Origin of the sequence: Pseudomonas sp. FP198, assembly GCF_030687895.1 — a bacterium.
Taxonomy (GTDB): domain Bacteria; phylum Pseudomonadota; class Gammaproteobacteria; order Pseudomonadales; family Pseudomonadaceae; genus Aquipseudomonas.
The window spans coordinates 5,048,934-5,070,000 of sequence record NZ_CP117452.1 but is presented as its reverse complement, the minus strand read 5'-3'; the positions used below and the strand labels follow the sequence as shown (position 1 = coordinate 5,070,000).

Annotated in this window: 15 protein-coding genes and 2 rRNA genes (1 of these 17 running past the window's edge); 13 read left to right on the top strand and 4 right to left on the bottom strand. The window is 60.8% G+C overall.

Going from position 1 to position 21,067, the window contains the following annotated elements; genetic code table 11:
* The 8 genes from PSH78_RS23070 to PSH78_RS23035 form a co-directional block, all read left to right on the top strand.
* Positions 1–725: ribosomal RNA gene (locus tag PSH78_RS23070) — 23S ribosomal RNA — on the top strand; it begins 2,166 nt to the left of the window's first position.
* A 148-nt stretch (positions 726–873) separates the two neighbouring features.
* Positions 874–989: ribosomal RNA gene (gene rrf / locus PSH78_RS23065) — 5S ribosomal RNA — on the top strand.
* Positions 990–1,144: 155 nt separating this feature from the next.
* Entirely contained in the window at positions 1,145–4,597 is a 3,453-nt protein-coding gene (recC, locus tag PSH78_RS23060; protein WP_305497016.1) for an exodeoxyribonuclease V subunit gamma, read from the top strand.
* Positions 4,594–8,283, top strand: coding sequence for an exodeoxyribonuclease V subunit beta (recB, locus tag PSH78_RS23055; protein WP_305497015.1), 3,690 nt, complete (start codon positions 4,594–4,596; stop codon positions 8,281–8,283). The genes recC and recB overlap by 4 nt, the downstream gene beginning before the upstream one ends.
* The gene (recD, locus tag PSH78_RS23050; protein ID WP_305497014.1) at positions 8,280–10,376 is read left to right on the top strand and encodes an exodeoxyribonuclease V subunit alpha; all 2,097 of its coding nucleotides are present in this window, start codon (positions 8,280–8,282) and stop codon (positions 10,374–10,376) included. Before recB ends, recD begins: the two co-directional genes overlap by 4 nt.
* A gap of 134 nt (positions 10,377–10,510) precedes the next feature.
* Complete coding sequence (locus tag PSH78_RS23045; protein ID WP_305497013.1) at positions 10,511–11,086, top strand: YfiR family protein; 576 nt, start codon at positions 10,511–10,513, stop codon at positions 11,084–11,086.
* Positions 11,083–12,351 (top strand): diguanylate cyclase domain-containing protein, encoded by a 1,269-nt coding sequence (locus PSH78_RS23040; protein ID WP_305497012.1) that lies wholly within the window; start codon positions 11,083–11,085, stop codon positions 12,349–12,351. The genes PSH78_RS23045 and PSH78_RS23040 overlap by 4 nt, the downstream gene beginning before the upstream one ends.
* A gap of 5 nt (positions 12,352–12,356) precedes the next feature.
* Positions 12,357–12,860, top strand: a complete 504-nt coding sequence (locus tag PSH78_RS23035) for an OmpA family protein (protein WP_305497011.1) — start codon at positions 12,357–12,359, stop codon at positions 12,858–12,860.
* Here the strand turns inward: PSH78_RS23035 and PSH78_RS23030 are convergent.
* Entirely contained in the window at positions 12,857–13,804 is a 948-nt protein-coding gene (locus PSH78_RS23030; protein WP_305497010.1) for a LysR family transcriptional regulator, read from the bottom strand. The two genes, PSH78_RS23035 and PSH78_RS23030, sit on opposite strands and share 4 nt — an antisense overlap.
* Before the next feature lie 138 nt (positions 13,805–13,942).
* Between PSH78_RS23030 and PSH78_RS23025 the strand changes: the two genes are divergently transcribed.
* The gene (locus PSH78_RS23025; RefSeq protein ID WP_305497009.1) at positions 13,943–15,469 is read left to right on the top strand and encodes a CoA-acylating methylmalonate-semialdehyde dehydrogenase; all 1,527 of its coding nucleotides are present in this window, start codon (positions 13,943–13,945) and stop codon (positions 15,467–15,469) included.
* 10 nt (positions 15,470–15,479) lie between these two features.
* A complete protein-coding gene (gene mmsB, locus PSH78_RS23020) occupies positions 15,480–16,376 on the top strand; it encodes a 3-hydroxyisobutyrate dehydrogenase (protein ID WP_305497008.1) in 897 nt (298 codons plus the stop codon).
* Between the two features lie 130 nt (positions 16,377–16,506).
* Here the strand turns inward: mmsB and PSH78_RS23015 are convergent, their stop codons facing one another.
* Entirely contained in the window at positions 16,507–16,851 is a 345-nt protein-coding gene (locus tag PSH78_RS23015; protein WP_003177747.1) for a cupin domain-containing protein, read from the bottom strand.
* 96 nt (positions 16,852–16,947) lie between these two features.
* A complete protein-coding gene (locus PSH78_RS23010; protein WP_305497004.1) occupies positions 16,948–17,829 on the bottom strand; it encodes a LysR family transcriptional regulator in 882 nt (293 codons plus the stop codon).
* Between the two features lie 196 nt (positions 17,830–18,025).
* Here PSH78_RS23010 and PSH78_RS23005 point away from each other — a divergent pair, with 196 nt between their 5' ends.
* Positions 18,026–18,790 carry a sulfite exporter TauE/SafE family protein gene (locus tag PSH78_RS23005; RefSeq protein WP_305497002.1) on the top strand — a complete coding sequence of 255 codons (765 nt, stop codon included), beginning with the start codon at positions 18,026–18,028 and terminating at the stop codon, positions 18,788–18,790.
* Here PSH78_RS23005 and PSH78_RS23000 read toward each other — a convergent pair.
* The gene (locus PSH78_RS23000) at positions 18,780–19,094 is read right to left on the bottom strand and encodes a putative quinol monooxygenase (RefSeq protein ID WP_305497001.1); all 315 of its coding nucleotides are present in this window, start codon (positions 19,092–19,094) and stop codon (positions 18,780–18,782) included. The two genes, PSH78_RS23005 and PSH78_RS23000, sit on opposite strands and share 11 nt — an antisense overlap.
* A 198-nt stretch (positions 19,095–19,292) precedes the next feature.
* Here PSH78_RS23000 and PSH78_RS22995 point away from each other — a divergent pair, with 198 nt between their 5' ends.
* Together PSH78_RS22995 and PSH78_RS22990 are read left to right on the top strand one after the other, a co-directional pair.
* Complete coding sequence (locus PSH78_RS22995) at positions 19,293–19,883, top strand: NAD(P)H-dependent oxidoreductase (RefSeq protein WP_305497000.1); 591 nt, start codon at positions 19,293–19,295, stop codon at positions 19,881–19,883.
* A gap of 191 nt (positions 19,884–20,074) precedes the next feature.
* Positions 20,075–20,986 (top strand): LysR family transcriptional regulator, encoded by a 912-nt coding sequence (locus PSH78_RS22990; protein ID WP_305496998.1) that lies wholly within the window; start codon positions 20,075–20,077, stop codon positions 20,984–20,986.
* Positions 20,987–21,067: the final 81 nt, after the last annotated feature.

The window sequence follows — 21,067 nt, the reverse complement described above, 5'->3', positions numbered from 1 at the left end:
TGGCAACTTTGAGGTTCTAACTCAGGTCCGTTATCCGGATCGAGGACAGTGTATGGTGGGTAGTTTGACTGGGGCGGTCTCCTCCTAAAGAGTAACGGAGGAGTACGAAGGTGCGCTCAGACCGGTCGGAAATCGGTCGTAGAGTATAAAGGCAAAAGCGCGCTTGACTGCGAGACAGACACGTCGAGCAGGTACGAAAGTAGGTCTTAGTGATCCGGTGGTTCTGTATGGAAGGGCCATCGCTCAACGGATAAAAGGTACTCCGGGGATAACAGGCTGATACCGCCCAAGAGTTCATATCGACGGCGGTGTTTGGCACCTCGATGTCGGCTCATCACATCCTGGGGCTGAAGCCGGTCCCAAGGGTATGGCTGTTCGCCATTTAAAGTGGTACGCGAGCTGGGTTTAGAACGTCGTGAGACAGTTCGGTCCCTATCTGCCGTGGACGTTTGAGATTTGAGAGGGGCTGCTCCTAGTACGAGAGGACCGGAGTGGACGAACCTCTGGTGTTCCGGTTGTCACGCCAGTGGCATTGCCGGGTAGCTATGTTCGGAAAAGATAACCGCTGAAAGCATCTAAGCGGGAAACTTGCCTCAAGATGAGATCTCACTGGGACCTTGAGTCCCCTGAAGGGCCGTCGAAGACTACGACGTTGATAGGCAGGGTGTGTAAGCGCTGTGAGGCGTTGAGCTAACCTGTACTAATTGCCCGTGAGGCTTGACCATATAACACCCAAGCAATCTGTAGACTCGAAAGAGGCCAGATTGCGGTGTGTGAAGACGAAATGAACCGAAAGTTCGAGTCAAACCCACAAACTATCGCATACCCATTCGCTGGAACGTGACCGCAAGGCACGCGCTGGCTACCGAATTTCTTGACGACCATAGAGCATTGGAACCACCTGATCCCATCCCGAACTCAGAAGTGAAACGATGCATCGCCGATGGTAGTGTGGGGTTTCCCCATGTGAGAGTAGGTCATCGTCAAGATTAAATTCCGAAACCCCTATCTGCTGACGCAGGTAGGGGTTTTGTTTTGCCCGCAAGAAAATTCTTACGACAAGCGCAGAAAGCTCCCGGCTGTCACGGCCCCCCGACAGTGCTAAGGTTCCGCCCTGGCTTTTGCATTTTTCAAGGACGCCTTTATGCCGGACGCGAAGTCCCTCAGCCCTGCTTTCATGGTGGTCCACGGGAACCGCCTTGATGAGCTGCGCAGCCTGGTGATAAGCCTCATGCGGCGCTATCCGCTGGCCCCTCTTGAAAATGAAATCGCGCTCGTACAGAGCAACGGCATTGCCCAATGGCTGAAGCTGGCACTGGCTGAGGATCCCCTTGACGATGACATGGGCGGCTGCGGCATCGCGGCTGCGATTGATGTGCAGTTGCCCGGCAGTTTCATGTGGCAGCTCTATCGAATGGTGCTCGGGCGTGACGAGATTCCAGCCAAGTCCTTGCTGGACAAGGCTCCGCTTACATGGCGGCTGATGCGCCTCTTGCCGCAGTTGATTGAACAGCCTCATTTCGAGCCCCTGCGGCGTTTTCTGACCCATGACACGGACTTGCGCAAGCGGTACCAGTTGTCCGAGCGCCTTGCAGATTTGTTCGACCAATATCAGGTGTACCGAGCCGACTGGCTCGAAGACTGGGCCCAAGGGCGCCATCAGACCCGCAACGTCCGGGGTGAAATCAAGCCGCTCGCGCCGGCGAATTGCTGGCAAGCGGAATTGTGGCGGGCGTTATTGCTGGATGTGGGAGAGCAAGGCATGGCTCAAAGCCGTGCGGGTGTTCATCAGCGCTACATCGAGCGCATCAATAGTCTGGAAGCCGCTCCAAAAGGTCTGCCTGCAAGGGTAATAGTCTTCGGTATTTCCTCACTGCCCGCCCAAGCGCTCGAAGCCCTGGCTGGGCTGTCACGGTTCAGTCAGGTTCTGCTGTGCGTCCATAACCCATGCCGTCACCATTGGGCAGATATCGTCGCCGACAAGGATCTGCTTCGCCACCAATACAAGCGGCAGGCACGCAAGAGCGGCATGCCGGACGTCCTGGATCCGCAAACCCTGCATCAGCATGCTCATCCGCTGCTGGCCGCCTGGGGGAAGCAGGGGCGCGACTATATCAACTTGCTCGACAGCTATGACGAGCCAAACACCTATCGCTCGGTATTTCGCGAAGGGCGGATCGACCTGTTCAGTGAAGGCAATCCCACTACGCTCCTCAGCCAGTTGCAGGATGACATTCTTGAGCTGCGGCCACTGAGCGAAACCCGGGAAAAATGGCCCGCGGTCGATACCACGCGAGACGGATCGATTCGTTTCCATATCGCCCACAGCGCCCAGCGTGAAGTCGAGATTCTTCACGATCAGTTGCTTGCCCATTTCAGCAAGGACCCGGCGTTACGCCCTCGGGATATCATCGTCATGGTCCCGGACATCGACAGTTATGCGCCGCATATTCGCGCGGTATTCGGCCAACTCGACCGGATCGATCCCCGCTTCATCCCATTCACCCTGACGGACCAAGGTCAGCGCGGACGCGATCCGCTGCTGATTGCCGTCGAGCATTTGCTGAAACTTCCCGATAGCCGTTTTCCCGTCAGCGAAATCCTTGATTTGCTGGACGTCCCGGCATTGCGCGAACGATTTGGCATTGATGAGGCCGATTTACCGACACTGCACCGTTGGATCGAGGGCGCTGGCATCCGTTGGGGGATAAGCGCCGAGCACCGAGCCGGGCTGGGCTTGCCCGCGGAGTTGGAGCAAAACAGTTGGCGTTTCGGCCTGCGTCGCATGTTGTTGGGGTATGCCGTCGGTGATTCGCAAGCCTTTGAAGGCATAGAGCCCTATGATGAAATCGGCGGCCTGGATGCCGCATTGATCGGTCCGTTGGTTGCGTTGCTCGATGCCCTGGAGGTTGCTTACCAGGCGCTCAGTCAACCCGCCTCACCTCAGGACTGGGGGACGCGCCTGCATGATCTGATGCAGTTGTTCTTTCTGGCGAGCAACGAGCATGACGATTATCTGCTGGCCCAGCTCGAGGACTTGCGTGAAAGCTGGTTGGAAACCTGCGAGTCGGTCGGCCTGCACGACGAGCTGCCGTTGACGGTTGTCAGAGAGGCCTGGCTGGCGGGGCTGGATCAAGGGCGACTGTCCCAGCGGTTCCTCGCCGGTGCGGTCAATTTTTGTACCCTGATGCCGATGCGGGCGATCCCCTTCAAGCTGGTCTGCCTGTTGGGCATGAACGATGGTGATTACCCGCGGGCTCAACCGCCATTGGATTTCGATCTCATGGGCAGTGATTATCGACCGGGGGATCGCTCTCGACGAGAGGACGATCGCTACCTGCTGTTGGAGGCGCTGCTTTCTGCGCGAGAAAAACTCTACATCAGTTGGGTCGGGCGCAGCATCCGCGACAACAGTGAGCGGCCTGCCTCAGTCCTGGTCGGCCAGTTGCGCGATCATCTCGCAAGTGGCTGGCAGTTGGCGGGTGGCCATGGCGACCTTCTTGAAGCGCTGACCCAGGAGCACCCCCTGCAACCGTTCAGCGCTCGTTATTTCTACCAGGGCGATGAGCTGTTCAGCTATGCCAGCGAATGGCGAGGACTTCATGAAGTTCATGAGGATGCTGGCAAGCCTGGGGCCTTGGAGCCCTACGTTCAGGAGGAGCCCCTGGGGATAGGTCAGTTGCAGGATTTCCTGCGTAATCCTGTCCGGCATTTTTTCAGCCAGCGACTCAAGGTGTTCTTTGAGCCTCTCGAAGCCCCATTGGCGGACGACGAACCTTTTATCCTGAATGCCCTGCAGCGCTATAGCCTGAGCGACAGTCTGCTCGAGGCTGCCCTTGTTCGCCTTGACCAAGCGGACCTTGCATTGGAGGCCCACGCCAGGAGGCTTCAGAACAGCGGCCTGTTACCCATGGCTGGCTTTGGCCAATGTATGCAGCGTGAATTGATCGAGCCGCTGCCTGATCTGCTGCAACGCTACCAGCAACTTCTGGCGCTATGGCCGACTCCGCTGACCAGTGCCGTACCCGTCAGCCTGCAATTACACGGTGTGAACATTGAAGGTTGGCTCAGCGGTCTGCACCAGCGCTCCGATGGTGCGGTCCTCGCCATCACCGCGATTCCTAACAGTATCGGTTCTACCAGGACCCGGAAATGGCACCGCTTGATACGACCCTGGGTGAACCATCTCGTGGCTTGCGCCAACGGTCTGTCGATGACGACGGCATTGGTCGCCAGCGATGACAGCTTGCTGCTGAATCCTTTTGACGAGCCGGTAGCCCGCAACCTGCTCGGCGATTTGTTGCAAGCCTGGCAGGCTGGCATGCGCCAACCGCTGCCAATCGCAGTGAAGACCGCCTTCGCCTGGCTCGGTCAGAGTGATCCGGACAAAGCCGAATCGGCTGCTCGAAAAGCCTACGAAGGCGATGGGCTGACGTCTGAAGGCGAGCGGCGCGAAAGCCCCGCCTTGGCTCGGCAATATGCCGACTTCGATGCGCTTATCGCTGACGACACATTCCCCGACTGGTGTGACGCGCTCTATCGACCGCTTCTGGAAGCACCGTGGCGTTCGTTGGCGGGTGAGGAAGCGCATTCATGAGTCGACAAACACCCTTGGCGCTGGCTTTCCCACTACGTGGCAGTCAATTGATCGAAGCCAGCGCCGGTACTGGCAAGACCTTTACCATCTCGGCGTTGTACTTGCGCCTGGTGCTGGGCCATGGCGGCTCGACGGGCGGCTTTGGCCGTGAGCTGCTTCCTCCGCAGATACTGGTGGTGACTTTCACCGACGCTGCCACCAAGGAATTGCGCGAACGCATCCGCACCCGCCTGGCTGAAGCGGCGCGTTTTTTTCGTGACGAGATTCCCGCTCCCGACGCGTTGATAAACGCATTGCGTGATGAGTTTGATAAGGGGCAATGGCCTGGCTGTGCGAATCGGCTGGATATCGCCGCGCAATGGATGGATGAAGCAGCCGTTTCGACGATCCACAGCTGGTGCCAGCGGATGCTCCGTGAGCATGCCTTTGACAGTGGCAGCCTGTTCACCCAGACCCTGGAAACCGACCACAGCGAATTGCTCGGCGAGGTGCTGCGCGATTATTGGCGATTGTTCTGCTACTCGATGGAGGGTGAGGCACTGGACTGGGTGCGAGCGCACTGGGGCGGTCCTGCTGCGTTGTTGCCACGGGTGAGGGGGTTGTTTGCCAGCTCGCGAGGTGGTGACGAGGCGCTTGAACCGGCGGAACTCATCGCCACATCCCTGCGCGAGCGCAGCGCAGCCTTGCTCGATCTCAAGGCGCCCTGGCGGCAGTGGGCGGTGGAGTTGCTGGAGATCTGCCAGCAAGGCGTAGCCAATAAAACCGTTGACGGACGCAAGATGCAGGCTCGTTACTTCGAGCCATGGTTTCAGAAGATATCTGCATGGGTTGAAGACGAGAGCCTGGAGTTGCTCGACATCGGCACCGGCTTCACGCGCTTGACGCCCGAAGGCATGGCCGAGGCCTGGAAGGGCGACGTGCCCAGCCACCCAGGGCTGGACGCCATGGCGGGCCTGAAAGCTGGCCTGGATGCCTTGCCCACACCTGACGCTGCGGTGCTGCAGCATGCTGCGCAGTGGGTCGGGGCGCGCTTCGAGGCGGAGAAGCGGCGCCGGGCGGAAATGGGATTCGACGACATGCTGCTGCGCCTGGACGCAGCTTTGCAGGCTGAAGGAGGGGAGCGCCTGGCGAGCCTGATTCGCGAGCAGTTTCCGGTTGCGCTGATTGACGAGTTCCAAGACACCGACCCGGTCCAATACCGGATCTTCGAAAGTATCTATCGCATTGGCGACAACGATCCTGAAACGGGGTTGTTCCTGATCGGGGATCCGAAACAGGCCATTTATGCGTTTCGCGGCGCCGACATCTACACCTACCTGCGCGCCCGCGAAGCTACTGCCGGCAGGTTGCATACGCTGGGGACCAATTTCCGTTCCAGCCATGCCATGGTCGGCGCCGTAAACCATATTTTTCAATACGCCGAATCGCGGCTGAATGGGCGCGGGGCTTTTCTGTTCCGCGAGCCATCGGGTGAGAATCCGGTGCCATTCCTGCCGGTCGACTCCCAGGGCCGCAAGGAATCCTTGCAGCTTGCGGGGCGGACGGTCGCGGCCTTGAATATCTGGCACCTGGCTTCGGACCAGCCGCTCTCCGGAGCGGTGTATCGACAGCAGATGGCCGTGGCCTGCGCCAGTGAAATCACGGCGCTGCTCAATGGTGGCCAGTCAGGGCACGATGGCTTCGTTGGTAATGGGGAAATGTTACTGGGGCTTCGACCGGCGGATATCGCCATCCTGGTGCGTGATGGCAAGGAAGCGCAGGCCGTGCGAAACGAGTTGTCGGCACGGGGTGTGCGCAGCGTTTATCTATCCGATAAGGACTCGGTCTTCGCCTCGCAGGAGGCAAGGGATTTACTGGCCTGGCTCAAGGCTTGCGCCGAGCCGGACGTCGAGCGGCCGCTGCGAGCTGCGCTGGCCAGCGTCACCCTGAATCTGCCGCTTGCAGAACTGGAGCGCCTCAACCAGGACGAGTTGGCCTGGGAACGTCGAGTCATGCAGTTCCGTAGCTATCGGGTGGTCTGGCGCACCCAGGGCGTGCTGCCCATGCTGAGGCGCCTGCTGCATGAATTCAAGCTGCACCAGGCCTTGATGATGCGTGGCGATGGCGAGCGGGTGCTGACCAACCTGTTGCATCTGTGCGAGCTGTTGCAGCAGGCCGCCGTCGAGCTGGATGGCGAGCAGGCCTTGATTCGCTATCTGTCCGAACACCTTGCATTGACCGGGCAGGCGGGAGAGGAACAGATCCTGCGCCTGGAAAGCGACGAGCAACTGGTCAAGGTGGTCACGATCCATAAATCCAAGGGGCTTGAATATCCGTTGGTCTTCCTGCCGTTCATATGCTCGACGAAACCGGTGGACGGCACCCGATTGCCGTTGCATTGCCACGACGAAGCCGGTCATGCGCAAATCAGTCTTACGCCCAGCCCCGAGTTGATCGCCAAGGCCGACGACGAGCGCCTGGCCGAGGATCTTCGGCTTCTATACGTGGCGCTTACCCGTGCGCAGCATGCCTGCTGGTTAGGTGTGGCCGATCTCAAGCGAGGCAGTAACAGCCGCTCGATCCTGCATCTGTCTGCGCTGGGGTATCTGTTGGGCGGTGGTGCGCCGTTGACCGAGTCGGTGGCGTTGAGACGTTGGCTGGAAGATCTGCAGCAGGGTAGCGAGGCGGTGAGCTGCCAGGACATGCCGGAGGCCAACGATCAGCACTATCGACCCCCACGTAATGATGCGGTGTTGCTTGAACCCTTGCTTCCAGTACGTAAAGCCAGCGAGAACTGGTGGATCGCTTCGTACAGCGCGCTGCGCTTTGGAGAAAGTCTCAGCGCCGGCACCGATTCCGCGCCGGAAAACCCGCAGGCGCAGAAAATGTTCGATGACGAACGGCTTGATCCCGACGCTCCCAGGGAAGTCATCGCCGTCGGCGGTGATATCCATCGTTTCCCCCGCGGTCCCAACCCCGGTACGTTTCTCCATGGTCTTTTGGAATGGGCCGCCGGCGAAGGATTCAGCGCCTCGCCAACGGCCATCGAAGATGCCATCGCGCGACGTTGCAACCGCCGCGGCTGGAAAGGCTGGATCAGCACCCTTGGAGACTGGTTGCAGCACCTGGTCACGACGCCCTTGCAGATCGGTGACGGGCAGCCTCCGGTGGTACTGGCCCGGTTGAGCCAATTCCAGGTCGAGATGGAGTTCTGGTTCGCCAGTCACAAGGTTGATGTGCTCAAGCTTGATGAGCTGGTTTGCCAGTCAACCCACGGTGGCGTGGCTCGTGTCGCCGCAGAACCGGCACTGCTCAACGGAATGTTCAAGGGCTTCATCGACCTGACCTTCGAGCATGACGGCCGGTATTACGTGGCTGACTACAAATCCAACTGGCTGGGCGCCGATGACATGGCCTACACCGCTCAAGCCATGGAGCAATCGATCCTGGACAATCGTTACGACCTGCAATACACGCTGTACCTGTTGGCCCTGCATCGCCAGCTCAAGGCGCGCCTGCCAGACTATGACTACGACCGGCATGTCGGTGGCGCGTTGTATCTTTTCCTGCGCGGCACGCGTGCAGCCAGCCAGGGCGTGTTTTTCACCAAGCCCCCTCGGGCATTGATCGAACAGCTTGACCGCCTGTTCCAGGGAGCACCCGCGCCCAAGGCCGAGCCGGCATGGGTGCAAGGAGAATTGTTATGAGTCGCTCCTTTGCCGACCTGCTGCCTCAATCGCTCGACGACGAAGGGCTCGTCGACCTGGCGCCCCTGAGTCGTGCAGAGGATCTGCTGCTGTTGCTCACGCGCTGGGTGGAACGTGGCTGGTTGCGGGCCCTGGACAAGGCATTCGTGGTGTTCCTCCATGAATTGTCGCCTGACGATGATCCGCTGGTATTGCTGGCGGCTGCGCTGACCAGCCACCAACTGGGCCATGGGCATGTTTGCCTGGACCTGTTCGAGACACTCAAGGAACCTGATTTCGCCCTGTCACTGCCCCCCGAGGGCGACCTGCAGACGGGCGTGATGCTGTTGCCTTCGCAGATATTGAGAACGCTGGACGGTGCCCATTGGTGCAAGGTCCTGGCGTCCAGCCGCCTCGTGGCCCTGGCGGTCGATGACAGCGAAGAGGCGCAGCAGCGGCCAATGGTATTGTCCGGCAAACGGCTTTACCTGCGTCGTTACTGGGGCTACGAGCGACGGATCGACGCGGCGTTGCGTCAACGCCTGGCCGAACAGGAAAGCGCCCCTGATGATCTGCGCGAGCGTCTGGACGGACTGTTCGGGCCGGCCAGCACGACCGGCCCGATCGACTGGCAGAAGCTGGCTTGCGCGCTGGCGACGCGGAGCGCTTTCAGCATCGTTACCGGCGGCCCGGGCACGGGCAAGACCACCACGGTCGTGCGCTTGCTTGCCTTGCTGCAGGCACCTGCCGTCGAGGCGGGGAAACCGCTGCGGATTCGCCTGGCCGCACCGACCGGCAAGGCCGCTGCGCGGTTGACCGAGTCGATCAGCCAACAAGTCCGGACGCTGGATGTGATCGACGCCGTGCGCGAAAAAATTCCCTGCGACGTCACCACGGTGCATCGCCTGCTCGGCAGTCGTCCTGGCACCCGACATTTTCGCCACCATCGTGGCAATCGATTGCCGTTGGATGTGCTGGTGGTCGATGAGGCGTCCATGATCGATCTGGAAATGATGGCCAATCTGTTGGACGCGCTGCCGTCCCATGCGCGGTTGATTTTGTTGGGCGACAAGGACCAGTTGGCTTCCGTGGAGGCCGGCGCGGTACTGGGGGATCTGTGTCGGGATGCCGAGGACGGCTGGTACAGCCCACAGACGCGCGCCTGGCTCGAGTCCGTCAGCGGCGAGAGCCTGGCGGCGAGCGATCTGAAACAGGATCTTGACGACACTCATCCCCTTGCGCAGCAAGTGGTGATGCTCAGGCATTCCCGGCGCTTTGGCGAAGGCAGCGGTATCGGCCAACTGGCCCGACGGGTCAATCGACAGCAGCCTGAAGAAGCTCGTCAACTGCTGGAGGAGGGCCAATATGCCGACCTGTTCTCCTTGGCGCTGAAGAGCCAGCACGACGGGACGCTTGAGGGCTGGTTGCTCGATGGTCGACCCGGTGGTCCGCAGGGCTATCGGCATTATCTGAGCCTGCTGCGACAGCGACGTCCGGACATTTCTCGCCCGCTGGAGGACAGTTGCTGGACTGATTGGGCACGTGAGGTCTTGTCGGCCTTCGACGAATTCCAATTGCTCTGTGCCGTACGCAAGGGACCGTGGGGCGTCGAGGGTCTGAACCCGAGAATCACCGCCGCGCTGCTCAAGGCTCGCCTGATCGATAGCGATCACCAGTGGTACGAAGGGCGTCCGGTACTGATGACTCGCAACGACTACGGGCTGGGATTGATGAACGGCGATATCGGGATCGCCCTCAAGTTGCCCGAGCGTGACGGTCCTGACGCTGGCAAGCAAGTCCTGCGTGTCGCCTTTCCTCGTAACGATGGCCGGGGTGGTGTGCGTTTCGTCCTGCCCAGCCGCCTGAATGACGTGGAAACCGTTTACGCCATGACGGTGCACAAGTCCCAGGGGTCGGAATTCACCCACACGGCCCTGATTCTTCCGGATGCCCTGAACCCCGTTTTGACCAAGGAACTGGTGTATACCGCCATTACCCGAGGCAAGCAGTGGTTCAGCCTGATAGAGCCGCGCACGGGAATATTCGAAGAAGCGGTTCGGCGCAAGGTCAAGCGGTTGAGCGGGTTGATGCTGGAATTGGATGGAAACGACTGAAGCTCGGGTTTGCCTGTTTGTTCAAAAGGTTGTGAGTAGTCTGTTTTCTGACGGAAATTTGCGTAGGACTCTGTCTCGCTGGCTTTTTGACACTGTGCTATCGTTTCGCACTTATCCACACCAAGAGATTCTCCATGGAAGCGGCGGTTCGGGGGGCGGCGCGCGGAAACGGCCGGAGGCATTATGTGCTCGCCGGTCTGCTGTGCTTGCTGTCGCCTGCAATTGCCGCCCAGGAGCCGACCTCTACCACTCGGGCCGAACAGCGGGCAGAAGCGGTCACCCAGGTCGTGTTGGGGATCCTCAGCTACGCTCGCTGGCCTGTTGAACCGACGCAATTGCAGCTGTGCATCGTCGGTCCGACCCAATACACCGACGACCTGGTCAAAGGCACCGCCCAGGCCACCGGCAGGCCTGTGACGGTACAGCGCTTGCTGGCCGACCATCCCGGCATCGCGAGCGATTGCAATGCCGTCTACATCGGCAGGCTGACCAACGACGAACGCTCCCGATTGTTTGAGTCCCTGATCGGCAAGCCGGTGTTGAGCATCAGCGAAGGCGGCGACCAATGCACCGTGGGCAGCCTGTTCTGCCTGCGAGTCGGGGATGAACAGGTGTCGTTCGAGGTCAACCTCGATTCGGTGGCACGCAGCGGTGTACGCATCCATCCGAGCGTCCTCCAGCTGTCACGCCGTAGGCCCGCCGCGCCATGAATTCGTCCAGATCACGAATTCGTCCCACGTTGGGCTCGGTCATCGGTCGCGGTCACCTGATCGTCGCGCTGGTGGCGATCACCATGGCCAGCGTCTCCCTGACCTTGTTGGGCGTGCTTGCGCTGCGGGTCTATGCCGATCACAACTTGCATCTGATTGCCCGTTCGATCAGCTACACCGTGGAGGCGGCCGTGGTCTTCGATGACGCCGCGGCGGCCACCGAAGCGCTGGCTCTGATTGCTTCCACTGAAGAAGTCGCCGATGCCCAGGTCTTCAATGAAAGTGGCCGCCTGTTGGCGCACTGGCGACGACCGGAAACCGGTCTCCTGTCGGAGCTGGAAATGCACATCGCCAAGGCATTCCTGGAAAAGCCCATCAGCCTGCCAATCATCCACCAGGAACAGAACATCGGCAGGATCCTGCTGGCAGGACACGGCGGTAGCCTGTTGCGCTTTCTGCTCAGCGGCCTGGCCGGGATCATCCTGTGCACGGCGGTCAGTGCCTGGGTCGCCCTGTATCTGGCGCGCCGTCAGCTGCGGGCGATTACCGGACCTTTGCGTAGCCTGGCTGAAGTAGCCCACGCCGCCCGTTGCGAGCGCGCCCTGGATCGCCGAGTGCCACCGGCCGATATCGCCGAACTGGATAACCTGGGCAACGACTTCAACGCACTGCTTGCCGAGCTGGAATCCTGGCAGACCCATCTGCAAAGTGAAAACGAGACCCTGGCTCACCAGGCCAGCCACGACAGCCTGACCGGGCTGCCGAACCGGGCCTTTTTCGAAGGTCGGCTGATCCGTGCCCTGCGCAATGCCAACAAGCTCGACGAGCAAGTGGCCGTCCTCTACCTGGACAGCGATCGCTTCAAGGGTATCAACGACAACTTTGGTCATGCCGCCGGTGACGCGGTGTTGACCGCCGTGGCGACCCGGGTCCGGGCGCAGTTGCGTGAGGATGATCTGGTCGCGCGTCTGGGCGGTGACGAGTTTGCCGTGCTGCTGGCGCCGTTGCACAAGACCGAGGATGCCGAACGGATCGCTGAAAAAATCATCGCGAGCATGGAGATGCCGATTCAGTTGCCCGGCAATGCCTCGGTCCTGACGTCCCTCAGCATCGGCATAGCCGTTTACCCCGATCATGGCGCCACGCCCGGCGCCTTGCTCAGCGCCGCGGATGCGGCGATGTACCAGGCCAAGCGCCTCGCCCGAGGCGGCCAACACACGGCGGGGTCGGAGCACCCGGTCGCGGATCTTCAAACCAGGAGCTGATTTGCATGTTTTCCAATTCGCGTTTTTCTCTGCTGCGTTATGCAGCATTTTTGTTCATCGCCATTTTTGCCCTCAGCGGATGCCAGACGACGCCGCAAAAAGGACTGAGCCCAGCGCAGATCGCTGTCCTCCAGGAGCAGGGGTTCAAACTGACAGACGACGGCTGGGCCTTCGGACTTTCGGGCAAAGTGCTGTTTGGCAGTGATGTGGAAAGTCTCAACCCGGCCAGCACCGAGATCGTCGAGCGGATCGGCAAGGCACTGCTGGGCGCGGGAATCGAGCGGGTACGTATCGACGGTCACACCGATGCATCGGGCTCCCAGGTCTACAACGAGCAACTGTCGATACGTCGGGCCGAAAGCGTTGGCAAAGTCCTCAGAGGTGTGGGCATGCGCGAAGAAAACGTCCAGCTGCGTGGCCTGGGCAGCAGCCAACCCGTCGCCTCCAACGACACCGCCAGTGGGCGCACCGAAAATCGTCGCGTGGCCATCGTGGTCATCGCCGACTAATCGGCAAACACCATCTCCCGGCTGTCGCCCATGAGTAGTGGCTGGTTCTGTTCGGTGACTTCCCGAATGTAATCCCACAGCAACGTAATCCGCTTGAGCTTGCGCAGGTCCTCCCGGCAGTACATCCAGAATTGCCGGGTGACCGTGATCTCCTCCGGCAGCACCGGCAGCAGGCGTGGGTCCTGGGCGGCCAAAAAGCACGGCAGGATCGCCAGTGACCGGCCTTGCTGCGCCGCCACGAATTGCGCGATCACGCTGGTGCTGCGCAGATGAGCGTGGGCGCCGGGCAATACGTTGGCCAGGTAGAGCAGCTCGGAACTGAACGCCAGGTCATCCACGTAGCTGATGAACGAGTGCTTGTTCAGGTCTGCCGGGCGGTGGATCGGTGGGTGACTGTCCAGGTATTGCCGTGTTGCATAAAGCTGCAACCGATAGTCGCAGAGTTTGCAGCACACGTACGGTCCGTGTTCGGGGCGCTCGAGGGCGATGACGATATCGGCTTCGCGCTTGGAGAGGCTGATGAAGTGCGGCAGCGGCAGGATGTCCACCGAGATCGCCGGGTAGGCGTCGACGAAGTGGCTCAACTGCGGGGTGATGAAAAAGCTGCCGAAGCCTTCGGTGCAGCCCATGCGCACATGCCCGGACAGCGCGACGCCTGAGCCTGAAACCTGTTCGCAAGCCATGTGCAGCGTGCTTTCGATCGACTCGGCATAGCCCAGCAAACGTTGGCCTTCAGCCGTCAGGACAAAACCGTTGCTCCGGGATTTTTCGAACAGCAGCGTACCCAAGGAAGCTTCCAGCGAGCTGATGCGTCGCGACACCGTGGTGTAATCGACGGCCAGACGCTTGGCGGCCGTGCTGGCCTTGCGGGTGCGAGCCACTTCGAGGAAAAACTTGAGGTCGTCCCAATTCAGCGACCCTAAGGAGGTGATGTTTTTTTGCATGATGGACCGGTTTTTATGTGCGTTCTTATTAGAAGTTTGCACATCTATACTCCAAAAACCGTCTCATCACCAAGGTGACTCTTCACCTTGGTCGTTGCTGAACCAGCGCATCCTATAAGAACAATCCCGGAGGCCAGCATGAACGTTTCCCTTACGCCCAGCGACACAGCCCTGCAAACCGTCAGATTGCTGATCGATGGCGAGTGGGTCGAGTCCCAATCCAGCGAATGGCACGACATCGTCAACCCGGCCACCCAACAAGTGCTGGCGAAGGTACCGTTTGCCACGGCCTCGGAAGTCGATGCCGCCATCGCCGCAGCCCAGCGTGCTTTCCAGACCTGGAAATTGACGCCGATCGGTGCGCGTATGCGCATCATGCTCAAGCTCCAGGCGTTGATCCGCGAGCATTCCAAGCGCATCGCCGCGGTGCTCAGCGCCGAACAGGGCAAGACCATCGCCGACGCCGAAGGCGATATTTTCCGCGGCCTGGAAGTGGTCGAGCACGCCTGCTCCATCGGCACCCTGCAAATGGGCGAGTTTGCCGAGAATGTCGCCGGTGGTGTGGATACCTATACTCTGCGTCAGCCGATTGGTGTGTGCGCGGGCATTACCCCGTTCAATTTTCCGGCGATGATCCCGCTGTGGATGTTCCCGATGGCCATCGCCTGCGGCAATACGTTCGTGCTCAAGCCGTCGGAGCAGGATCCGCTGTCGACCATGCTGCTGGTGGAGCTGGCCATCGAGGCCGGTGTGCCGCCGGGCGTGCTGAACGTGGTGCACGGCGGCAAGGATGTGGTGGATGCGCTTTGCACCCACAAGGACATCAAGGCCGTTTCCTTCGTCGGCTCAACAGCGGTCGGCGCTCATGTGTATGACTTGGCGGGTCGCCATGGCAAACGCGTGCAATCGATGATGGGTGCCAAGAACCACGCCGTGGTGCTGCCCGACGCCAATCGCGAGCAAACCCTGAACGCCTTGGTCGGTGCCGGTTTCGGCGCGGCGGGCCAGCGTTGCATGGCCACTTCGGTGGTGGTGATGGTGGGCGCGGCCAGGCAATGGTTGCCGGAGCTGAAGGCGCTGGCGCAGAAACTCAAAGTCAATGCCGGCAGCGAGCCGGGCACGGATGTCGGCCCGGTGATTTCCAAGCGAGCCAAGGCGCGCATCCTCGAATTGATCGAAAGCGGCGTGCAGCAAGGCGCGAAGCTGGAACTGGATGGCCGCGACATCAGCGTGCCGGGCTTCGAGCAGGGCAACTTCGTCGGTCCGACGCTGTTTTCCGGCGTAACCACCGACATGCGCATCTACACCGAGGAAATTTTCGGCCCGGTGCTGGTGGTGCTGGAGGTCGATACCCTCGATCAAGCCATCGCCCTGGTCAACGCCAATCCGTTTGGCAACGGCACCGGCCTGTTCACCCAGAGCGGTGCGGCGGCGCGCAAATTCCAGAGCGAAATCGACGTCGGCCAGGTCGGTATCAACATCCCGATCCCGGTGCCGGTGCCGTTTTTCAGCTTCACTGGCTCCCGCGGCTCGAAACTCGGCGACCTCGGCCCTTACGGCAAACAAGTGGTGCAGTTCTACACTCAGACCAAGACCGTCACCGCGCGCTGGTTCGACGATGACAGCGTCAACGACGGTGTGAACACCACCATCAACTTGCGTTAAGGAGCCGGACATGAACATCGCATTTATCGGCCTCGGCAACATGGGCGCCCCGATGGCGCGCAATCTGCTCAAAGCCGGCCATTCGCTGAACCTGTTCGACCTGAACCAGACGGTGCTGGCCGAACTGGCGGCGCTGGGTGGCACCGTCAGCGCCTCGCCTCGCGATGCGGCCCAGGGCGCGGCGCTGGTGATCACCATGCTGCCGGCCGCTGCCCATGTGCGCAGTGTCTGGCTGGGCGAAGACGGCGTGCTGGCAGGTATCGCCGCCGGTACGCCGGCGGTGGATTGCAGCACCATCGATCCACAAACCGCCCGTGACGTGGCGGCTGCCGCTGCCAGGCAGGGAGTGGCAATGGCCGATGCGCCTGTCTCGGGCGGCACCGGCGGCGCGGCGGCGGGCACCCTGACCTTCATGGTCGGCGCCACGCCTGAGCTGTTCGCCGCCCTGCAACCGGTACTGGCGCAAATGGGCCGCAACATCGTGCATTGCGGCGAAGTCGGCACCGGGCAGATCGCCAAGATCTGCAACAACCTGCTTTTGGGAATCTCCATGGTCGGCGTCAGCGAGGCCATGGCCTTGGGCGATGCCTTGGGGATCGACACGCAGGTGCTGGCCGGCATCATCAATAGTTCGACCGGTCGATGCTGGAGTTCCGATACCTACAACCCATGGCCCGGCGTGATCGAAACGGCCCCGGCGGCGCGTGGATATACCGGCGGTTTTGGCGCGGACCTGATGCTCAAGGATTTGGGCCTGGCCACCGAAGCCGCGCGGCAGGCCCGTCAGCCGGTGATACTGGGGGCGGTGGCGCAGCAGTTGTACCAGGCGATGAGCCAGCGGGGCGAGGGCGGCAAGGATTTCTCGGCGATTGTGAACAGCTATCGCAAGCCGCAACAGGATCAGTGATATCGAGAGGCTTTTGTGGCGAGGGAGCTTGCTCCCGCTTGGGTGCGCAGCGCCCATGAAAATTGGGGTTGCTGCGCAACCCAGCGGGAGCAAGCTCCCTCGCCACAGGAGGTCCCTCGGCTTTTTTGTTTCAGGCAAACACGAAATATTTACGCACGGTCTCGACCACTTCCCACGTGCCTTTCATGCCTGGTTCGACGACAAAAATATCACCGGCGCGCAGATGAATCGGCGCCATGCCGTCCGGGGTGATCACGCAGTAGCCTTCCTGGAAATGGCAGTATTCCCACTTCACGTAGTCCACCCGCCACTTGCCGGGCGTGCAGATCCAGGTCCCCATGATCTTGCTGCCGTCTTCGCTGGTATAAGCGTTGAGGTTGACGGTGTGCGGGTCGCCTTCGAGTTTTTCCCATTTGCAGGCATCGAGTACGGGCAGCGGATGGGTATCGCGCAGGACGGTGATGGGGGCGGTCATGTGAGCTCCGAAGTGGCAGAAAAGAACCTGCACCCTAGCGTGGAGAACGACCAGGCAAATGCCTGAACTCGACACCGGGCTGCCCAGAAGCGCGCATCATTCGGCCAGATGCCGAGCCAAGGCCTTGGCGTAGGCCGGCAGACGTTCGAAATTCCGTGCGCAAAGCAACAGCGCCCGGTGCGCCCAGGCCTCCTGCAGCGGCACGCAGTGATAGGAGGATTGGGATGGACGGCGTTCGATAGCGGCCTTCGGCACGACGGCGATACCCGCGCCATGGGCGACCATGCGGATCACCCCGTCGAAGCCCTCGGCGCGAATGCGGATCTGCATGCGCATACCGGTGTGCAGCGCTTGTTCCTCCAGGTAGACCGCCAGCGCGCTGGTGGCGTTCAGGCCGACATAGTCGTGGTGAAGGGTCTCGCTGAAACTCGGCGTGCGGCCGTCAGCCAAGGGATGCCCCGACGGTAGGATCAGGACCAGCGGATCGTCACGAAAAGGCCAGGTCTGAAGGCCCGCGGTGTCCACCGCGTCGGAAACGATACCCAGGTCTGCGGCGCCCTGGCGCAACGCATGGGTGATCCGTGAGCTGGGCAATTCCTGCTGGTCGATGTCCAGGTTGGGGTGGCTGTGGAGGAAACCGGCCAGCAGTTCGGGCAGGTATTCGGTCATTGCGCTGGTGTTGCACAGCAGTCGCACCTGGCCTTTGACGCCTCTGGCGTATTCGGCCAGGTCCTGTTGCAGATGGTCGGCGTGCTGCAGCAAGACCCGGGCATGCTGGGCCAAGGCTTTACCGGCCGGCGTCGGGGTGACGCCGCGCCGCCCGCGTTCGAGCAGGTCGATGCCCAGGGACGCCTCCATGGCGCGCACCCTGGCGCTTGCCGCTGCCAGGGAAAGATGGCTGCGAGCGGCGCCGGCGGTGATGTTGCCGGTGTCGAGGATGTTCAGGTAGAGGCGCAGGTCGGTGAAATCGAAGTGCATGGGAGCTCTATGAGTCTGCGGTGGTTGGTTTATCGCTTTCGCGAGCAGGCTCGCTCACACAGGGTTTGCATTTCACTTGTGGGAGCGAGCCTGCTCGCGAAAGCGGCGATGGAGGTTTTTTGCCTATCGCCAGACAAGAGGCACCCTCAGTATATGGCACATTTTCAAACCCGGGCGTGGACATCAGGATAAGCCCATGAACACACTCCTCGCCTTCTATCAGAACCTCGGCCTGGCCCTTTCCTTGCTGGTCATCGGCACCTTTCTGCTGGCCGGTACCATCAAGGGCGTGATAGGCCTCGGCCTGCCGACCATTTCAATGGGACTTCTCGGCTTGGCTATGGCGCCGACGCAGGCTGCGGCGTTGTTGCTGATTCCAGCCACGCTGACCAACGTCTGGCAACTGGCATCTGGCGGGCATCTGCAAGCATTGATCCGGCGCTTGTGGCCGCTGCTGCTGGCGATTTTCATCGGCACCGGCCTTGGCACGTTGTGGATCGGCATGGTGGGCGGCGCCTGGGCAGTACGGGCACTCGGTGCGGCGCTGGTGTTGTATGCGCTGAGCGGGTTGCTGCTGCCGACGTTGCGAGTGAGCACTCGGAACGAACACTGGCTTGCGCCACTCTGTGGCCTGCTGACCGGTGTGATCACCTCGGCCACAGGCGTGTTTGTCATCCCGGCGGTGCCTTATCTGCAAGCGCTGGGCTTGAGCAAGGATGAGTTGGTGCAGGCCCTCGGCCTGTCATTCACTGTCTCAACAGTGGCGTTGGCGGCCGGCCTGCTGTGGCGCGGTGCGCTGGGCGGTGGCGAGCTGAGCGCTTCGCTGCTGGCGCTGGTGCCGGCGCTGCTGGGGATGTGGCTGGGGCAATGGCTGCGCCAGCGGATCAGCGCCGTGTTGTTCAAGCGGGTGTTTTTTATTGGCCTTGGCGTGCTCGGCGGCCACCTGTTGATCAGCGGCTAGCCGAGGATGGGCTAAGCATGTCGACGCGGCGAATCTCGAAGTCGCGTTCCAGATAGTCCATGCGCTGCTCGAAGAACTGCTTCATGTGCGGCAGGTTCGAATGCACTTCCAGGTCGGCCTGGGAGGCCCAGATTTCATAAAAGATAAACAGGGTCGGGTCCTGCTGGTCGCGCAGCATGTGGTATTCGATGCAGCCAGGCTCGGCACGACTTGGTTCGACGTAGGCGCGAAACAGCGCTTCGAAGGCTTCGGCTTTTTCCGGGCGGGTCTTGGCGTGCAGGATGAAACCGTGCAATTCACTCATCAGGTGGGCTCCTGGTAAAAGGGGCCGGCGAATTTTACGGCAACAATCCAGCTGTGATTCGTGCGTGTAGATCAAAACAGTTTTGTCGTTTCGCTGCTTATTCCACGCGAAGCTCATCGGTACTCTGCCGCCATCATTTTCAATCTTTCCCTTCGGCGGCCGTCCAGCGGTGTACGCCGTGGAACCAATGAGGCTCCGATGAAAAAAGTCCTGTTGCTCAATGGCGGTAAACAATTCGCTCACTCCGACGGTCGCTATAACGCAACCCTGCACGACACTGCGCTCAGCGTGCTCGACCGTGGCGGTCTGGATGTAAAAACCACGCTCATCGACGGCGGCTACGACATCAAGGAAGAAGTCGCGAAATTCCTTTGGGCCGACGTGATCATTTACCAGATGCCCGGCTGGTGGATGGGGGCGCCATGGACGGTAAAAAAATACATCGACGAGGTCTTCACCGAAGGCCATGGCAGCCTCTATGCCAGCGACGGCCGCACCCGCTCGGATGCTTCACAGAAGTACGGCAGCGGTGGCCTGGTGCAGGGCAAGCAATACATGCTGTCGCTGACCTGGAACGCCCCGCAGCAAGCCTTCGACGACCCGACTGATTTCTTCGAAGCCAAGGGCGTGGACGCGGTGTATTTCCCGTTTCACAAGGCCAATCAGTTCCTCGGGATGACCGGTCTGCCGACGTTTCTCTGCGTGGACGTGATGAAACGTCCGAACATCGAAGAAGATGTGGCGCGGTATGAGCGGCATTTGATTGAGGTGTTCGGTCTAAACGCATAGGCATTTTTTGCCACGTATCCCGCTACTATCCTGTGGCGAGGGGATTTATCCCCGCTCGTCTGCGAAGCAGACGCCGAGGCTGACGATGCATTTATCCAGTTATATTTCGTCGTTGGTTCAGGTCCGCTTCGCGGCCCAGCGGGGATAAATCCCCTCGCCACAAGAGAGATCAGTCGATAAGGAAGGGATACGTGAAAGCCAGATCCGACGAGTTGCAGATTTTTGTCTGCGTGATCGAATGCGGATCGATTTCCGCCGCCGCCGAGCAGGTCGGGCAGACGCCGTCGGCGGTCAGCCGTACGTTGTCGCGCCTGGAGGCCAAGCTCGATACCACGCTGATCAACCGCACCACGCGGCGCATGGACCTGACTGAAGAAGGCAAGTATTTCTTCGAGCATGCCAAGGGCATTCTCGACCAGATGGACGAGCTGGAAGAACGCCTGTCTTCCCGCCAGAAGAACCCCGCCGGGCGCTTGCGGATCAATGCCGCATCGCCGTTCATGCTGCACGCCATCGTTCCTCATATCGAAGAGTTCCGCACGCTCTACCCGGACATCCAGCTCGAACTCAACAGCAACGACCTGATCATCGATCTGCTCGAGCAAAGCACAGACGTCGCCATCCGCATCGGCACCCTGACCGACTCGACGCTTCACGCACGGTCGCTGGGATGTAGTCCGTTGCACATCCTCGCCAGCCCGGCCTATCTCAAGCGCCATGGCACACCTTCAAGCGTGGCCGAGCTGGTGGAGCATTCGCTGCTGGGGTTTGCCCAGAACGATGGGCTCAACCAATGGCCGCTGCGCCACATCCACGGTGACCGCTGGCCGATCCAGCCGGCCATCAGCGCGTCCAGCGGCGAAACGGTGCGTCACCTGGCGCTGCAAGGGCAGGGCATCGCTTGCCTGTCGGATTTCATGACGCGCGACGATATCAGCGCCGATCGCCTCAAGGTGCTGCTGGCCGATGCCAACAGCGGCTACCGCCAGCCGATCAACGCGGTGTACTACCGCAACTCCCAGCTGGCGTTGCGGATCCAGTGCTTCCTGGACTTCATCCAAGGCAAGCTCGCCGACTACGCGTCGCGAGAATTTAGAGGCTGATTCGTGACTTCAAGGCAAGAGTGATTTGGGCAATGTGGACTGTTTCGGCAAGGAACGCTCCTCGATACTCGTCCCATCACT

What these genes read in the sequence shown, in the direction of transcription:
- PSH78_RS23035 (WP_305497011.1), top strand. Translation starts at nt 12,357, where the DNA reads ATGTTTTCCAATTCGCGTTTTTCTCTGCTGCGTTATGCAGCATTTTTG.
- PSH78_RS23015 (WP_003177747.1), bottom strand. Translation starts at nt 16,851, where the DNA reads ATGACCGCCCCCATCACCGTCCTGCGCGATACCCATCCGCTGCCCGTA.
- PSH78_RS23030 (WP_305497010.1), bottom strand. Translation starts at nt 13,804, where the DNA reads ATGCAAAAAAACATCACCTCCTTAGGGTCGCTGAATTGGGACGACCTC.
- mmsB (WP_305497008.1), top strand. Translation starts at nt 15,480, where the DNA reads ATGAACATCGCATTTATCGGCCTCGGCAACATGGGCGCCCCGATGGCG.
- PSH78_RS23010 (WP_305497004.1), bottom strand. Translation starts at nt 17,829, where the DNA reads ATGCACTTCGATTTCACCGACCTGCGCCTCTACCTGAACATCCTCGAC.
- PSH78_RS23045 (WP_305497013.1), top strand. Translation starts at nt 10,511, where the DNA reads ATGGAAGCGGCGGTTCGGGGGGCGGCGCGCGGAAACGGCCGGAGGCAT.
- PSH78_RS23005 (WP_305497002.1), top strand. Translation starts at nt 18,026, where the DNA reads ATGAACACACTCCTCGCCTTCTATCAGAACCTCGGCCTGGCCCTTTCC.
- PSH78_RS23000 (WP_305497001.1), bottom strand. Translation starts at nt 19,094, where the DNA reads ATGAGTGAATTGCACGGTTTCATCCTGCACGCCAAGACCCGCCCGGAA.
- PSH78_RS23025 (WP_305497009.1), top strand. Translation starts at nt 13,943, where the DNA reads ATGAACGTTTCCCTTACGCCCAGCGACACAGCCCTGCAAACCGTCAGA.
- recC (WP_305497016.1), top strand. Translation starts at nt 1,145, where the DNA reads ATGCCGGACGCGAAGTCCCTCAGCCCTGCTTTCATGGTGGTCCACGGG.
- recD (WP_305497014.1), top strand. Translation starts at nt 8,280, where the DNA reads ATGAGTCGCTCCTTTGCCGACCTGCTGCCTCAATCGCTCGACGACGAA.
- PSH78_RS22995 (WP_305497000.1), top strand. Translation starts at nt 19,293, where the DNA reads ATGAAAAAAGTCCTGTTGCTCAATGGCGGTAAACAATTCGCTCACTCC.
- recB (WP_305497015.1), top strand. Translation starts at nt 4,594, where the DNA reads ATGAGTCGACAAACACCCTTGGCGCTGGCTTTCCCACTACGTGGCAGT.
- PSH78_RS23040 (WP_305497012.1), top strand. Translation starts at nt 11,083, where the DNA reads ATGAATTCGTCCAGATCACGAATTCGTCCCACGTTGGGCTCGGTCATC.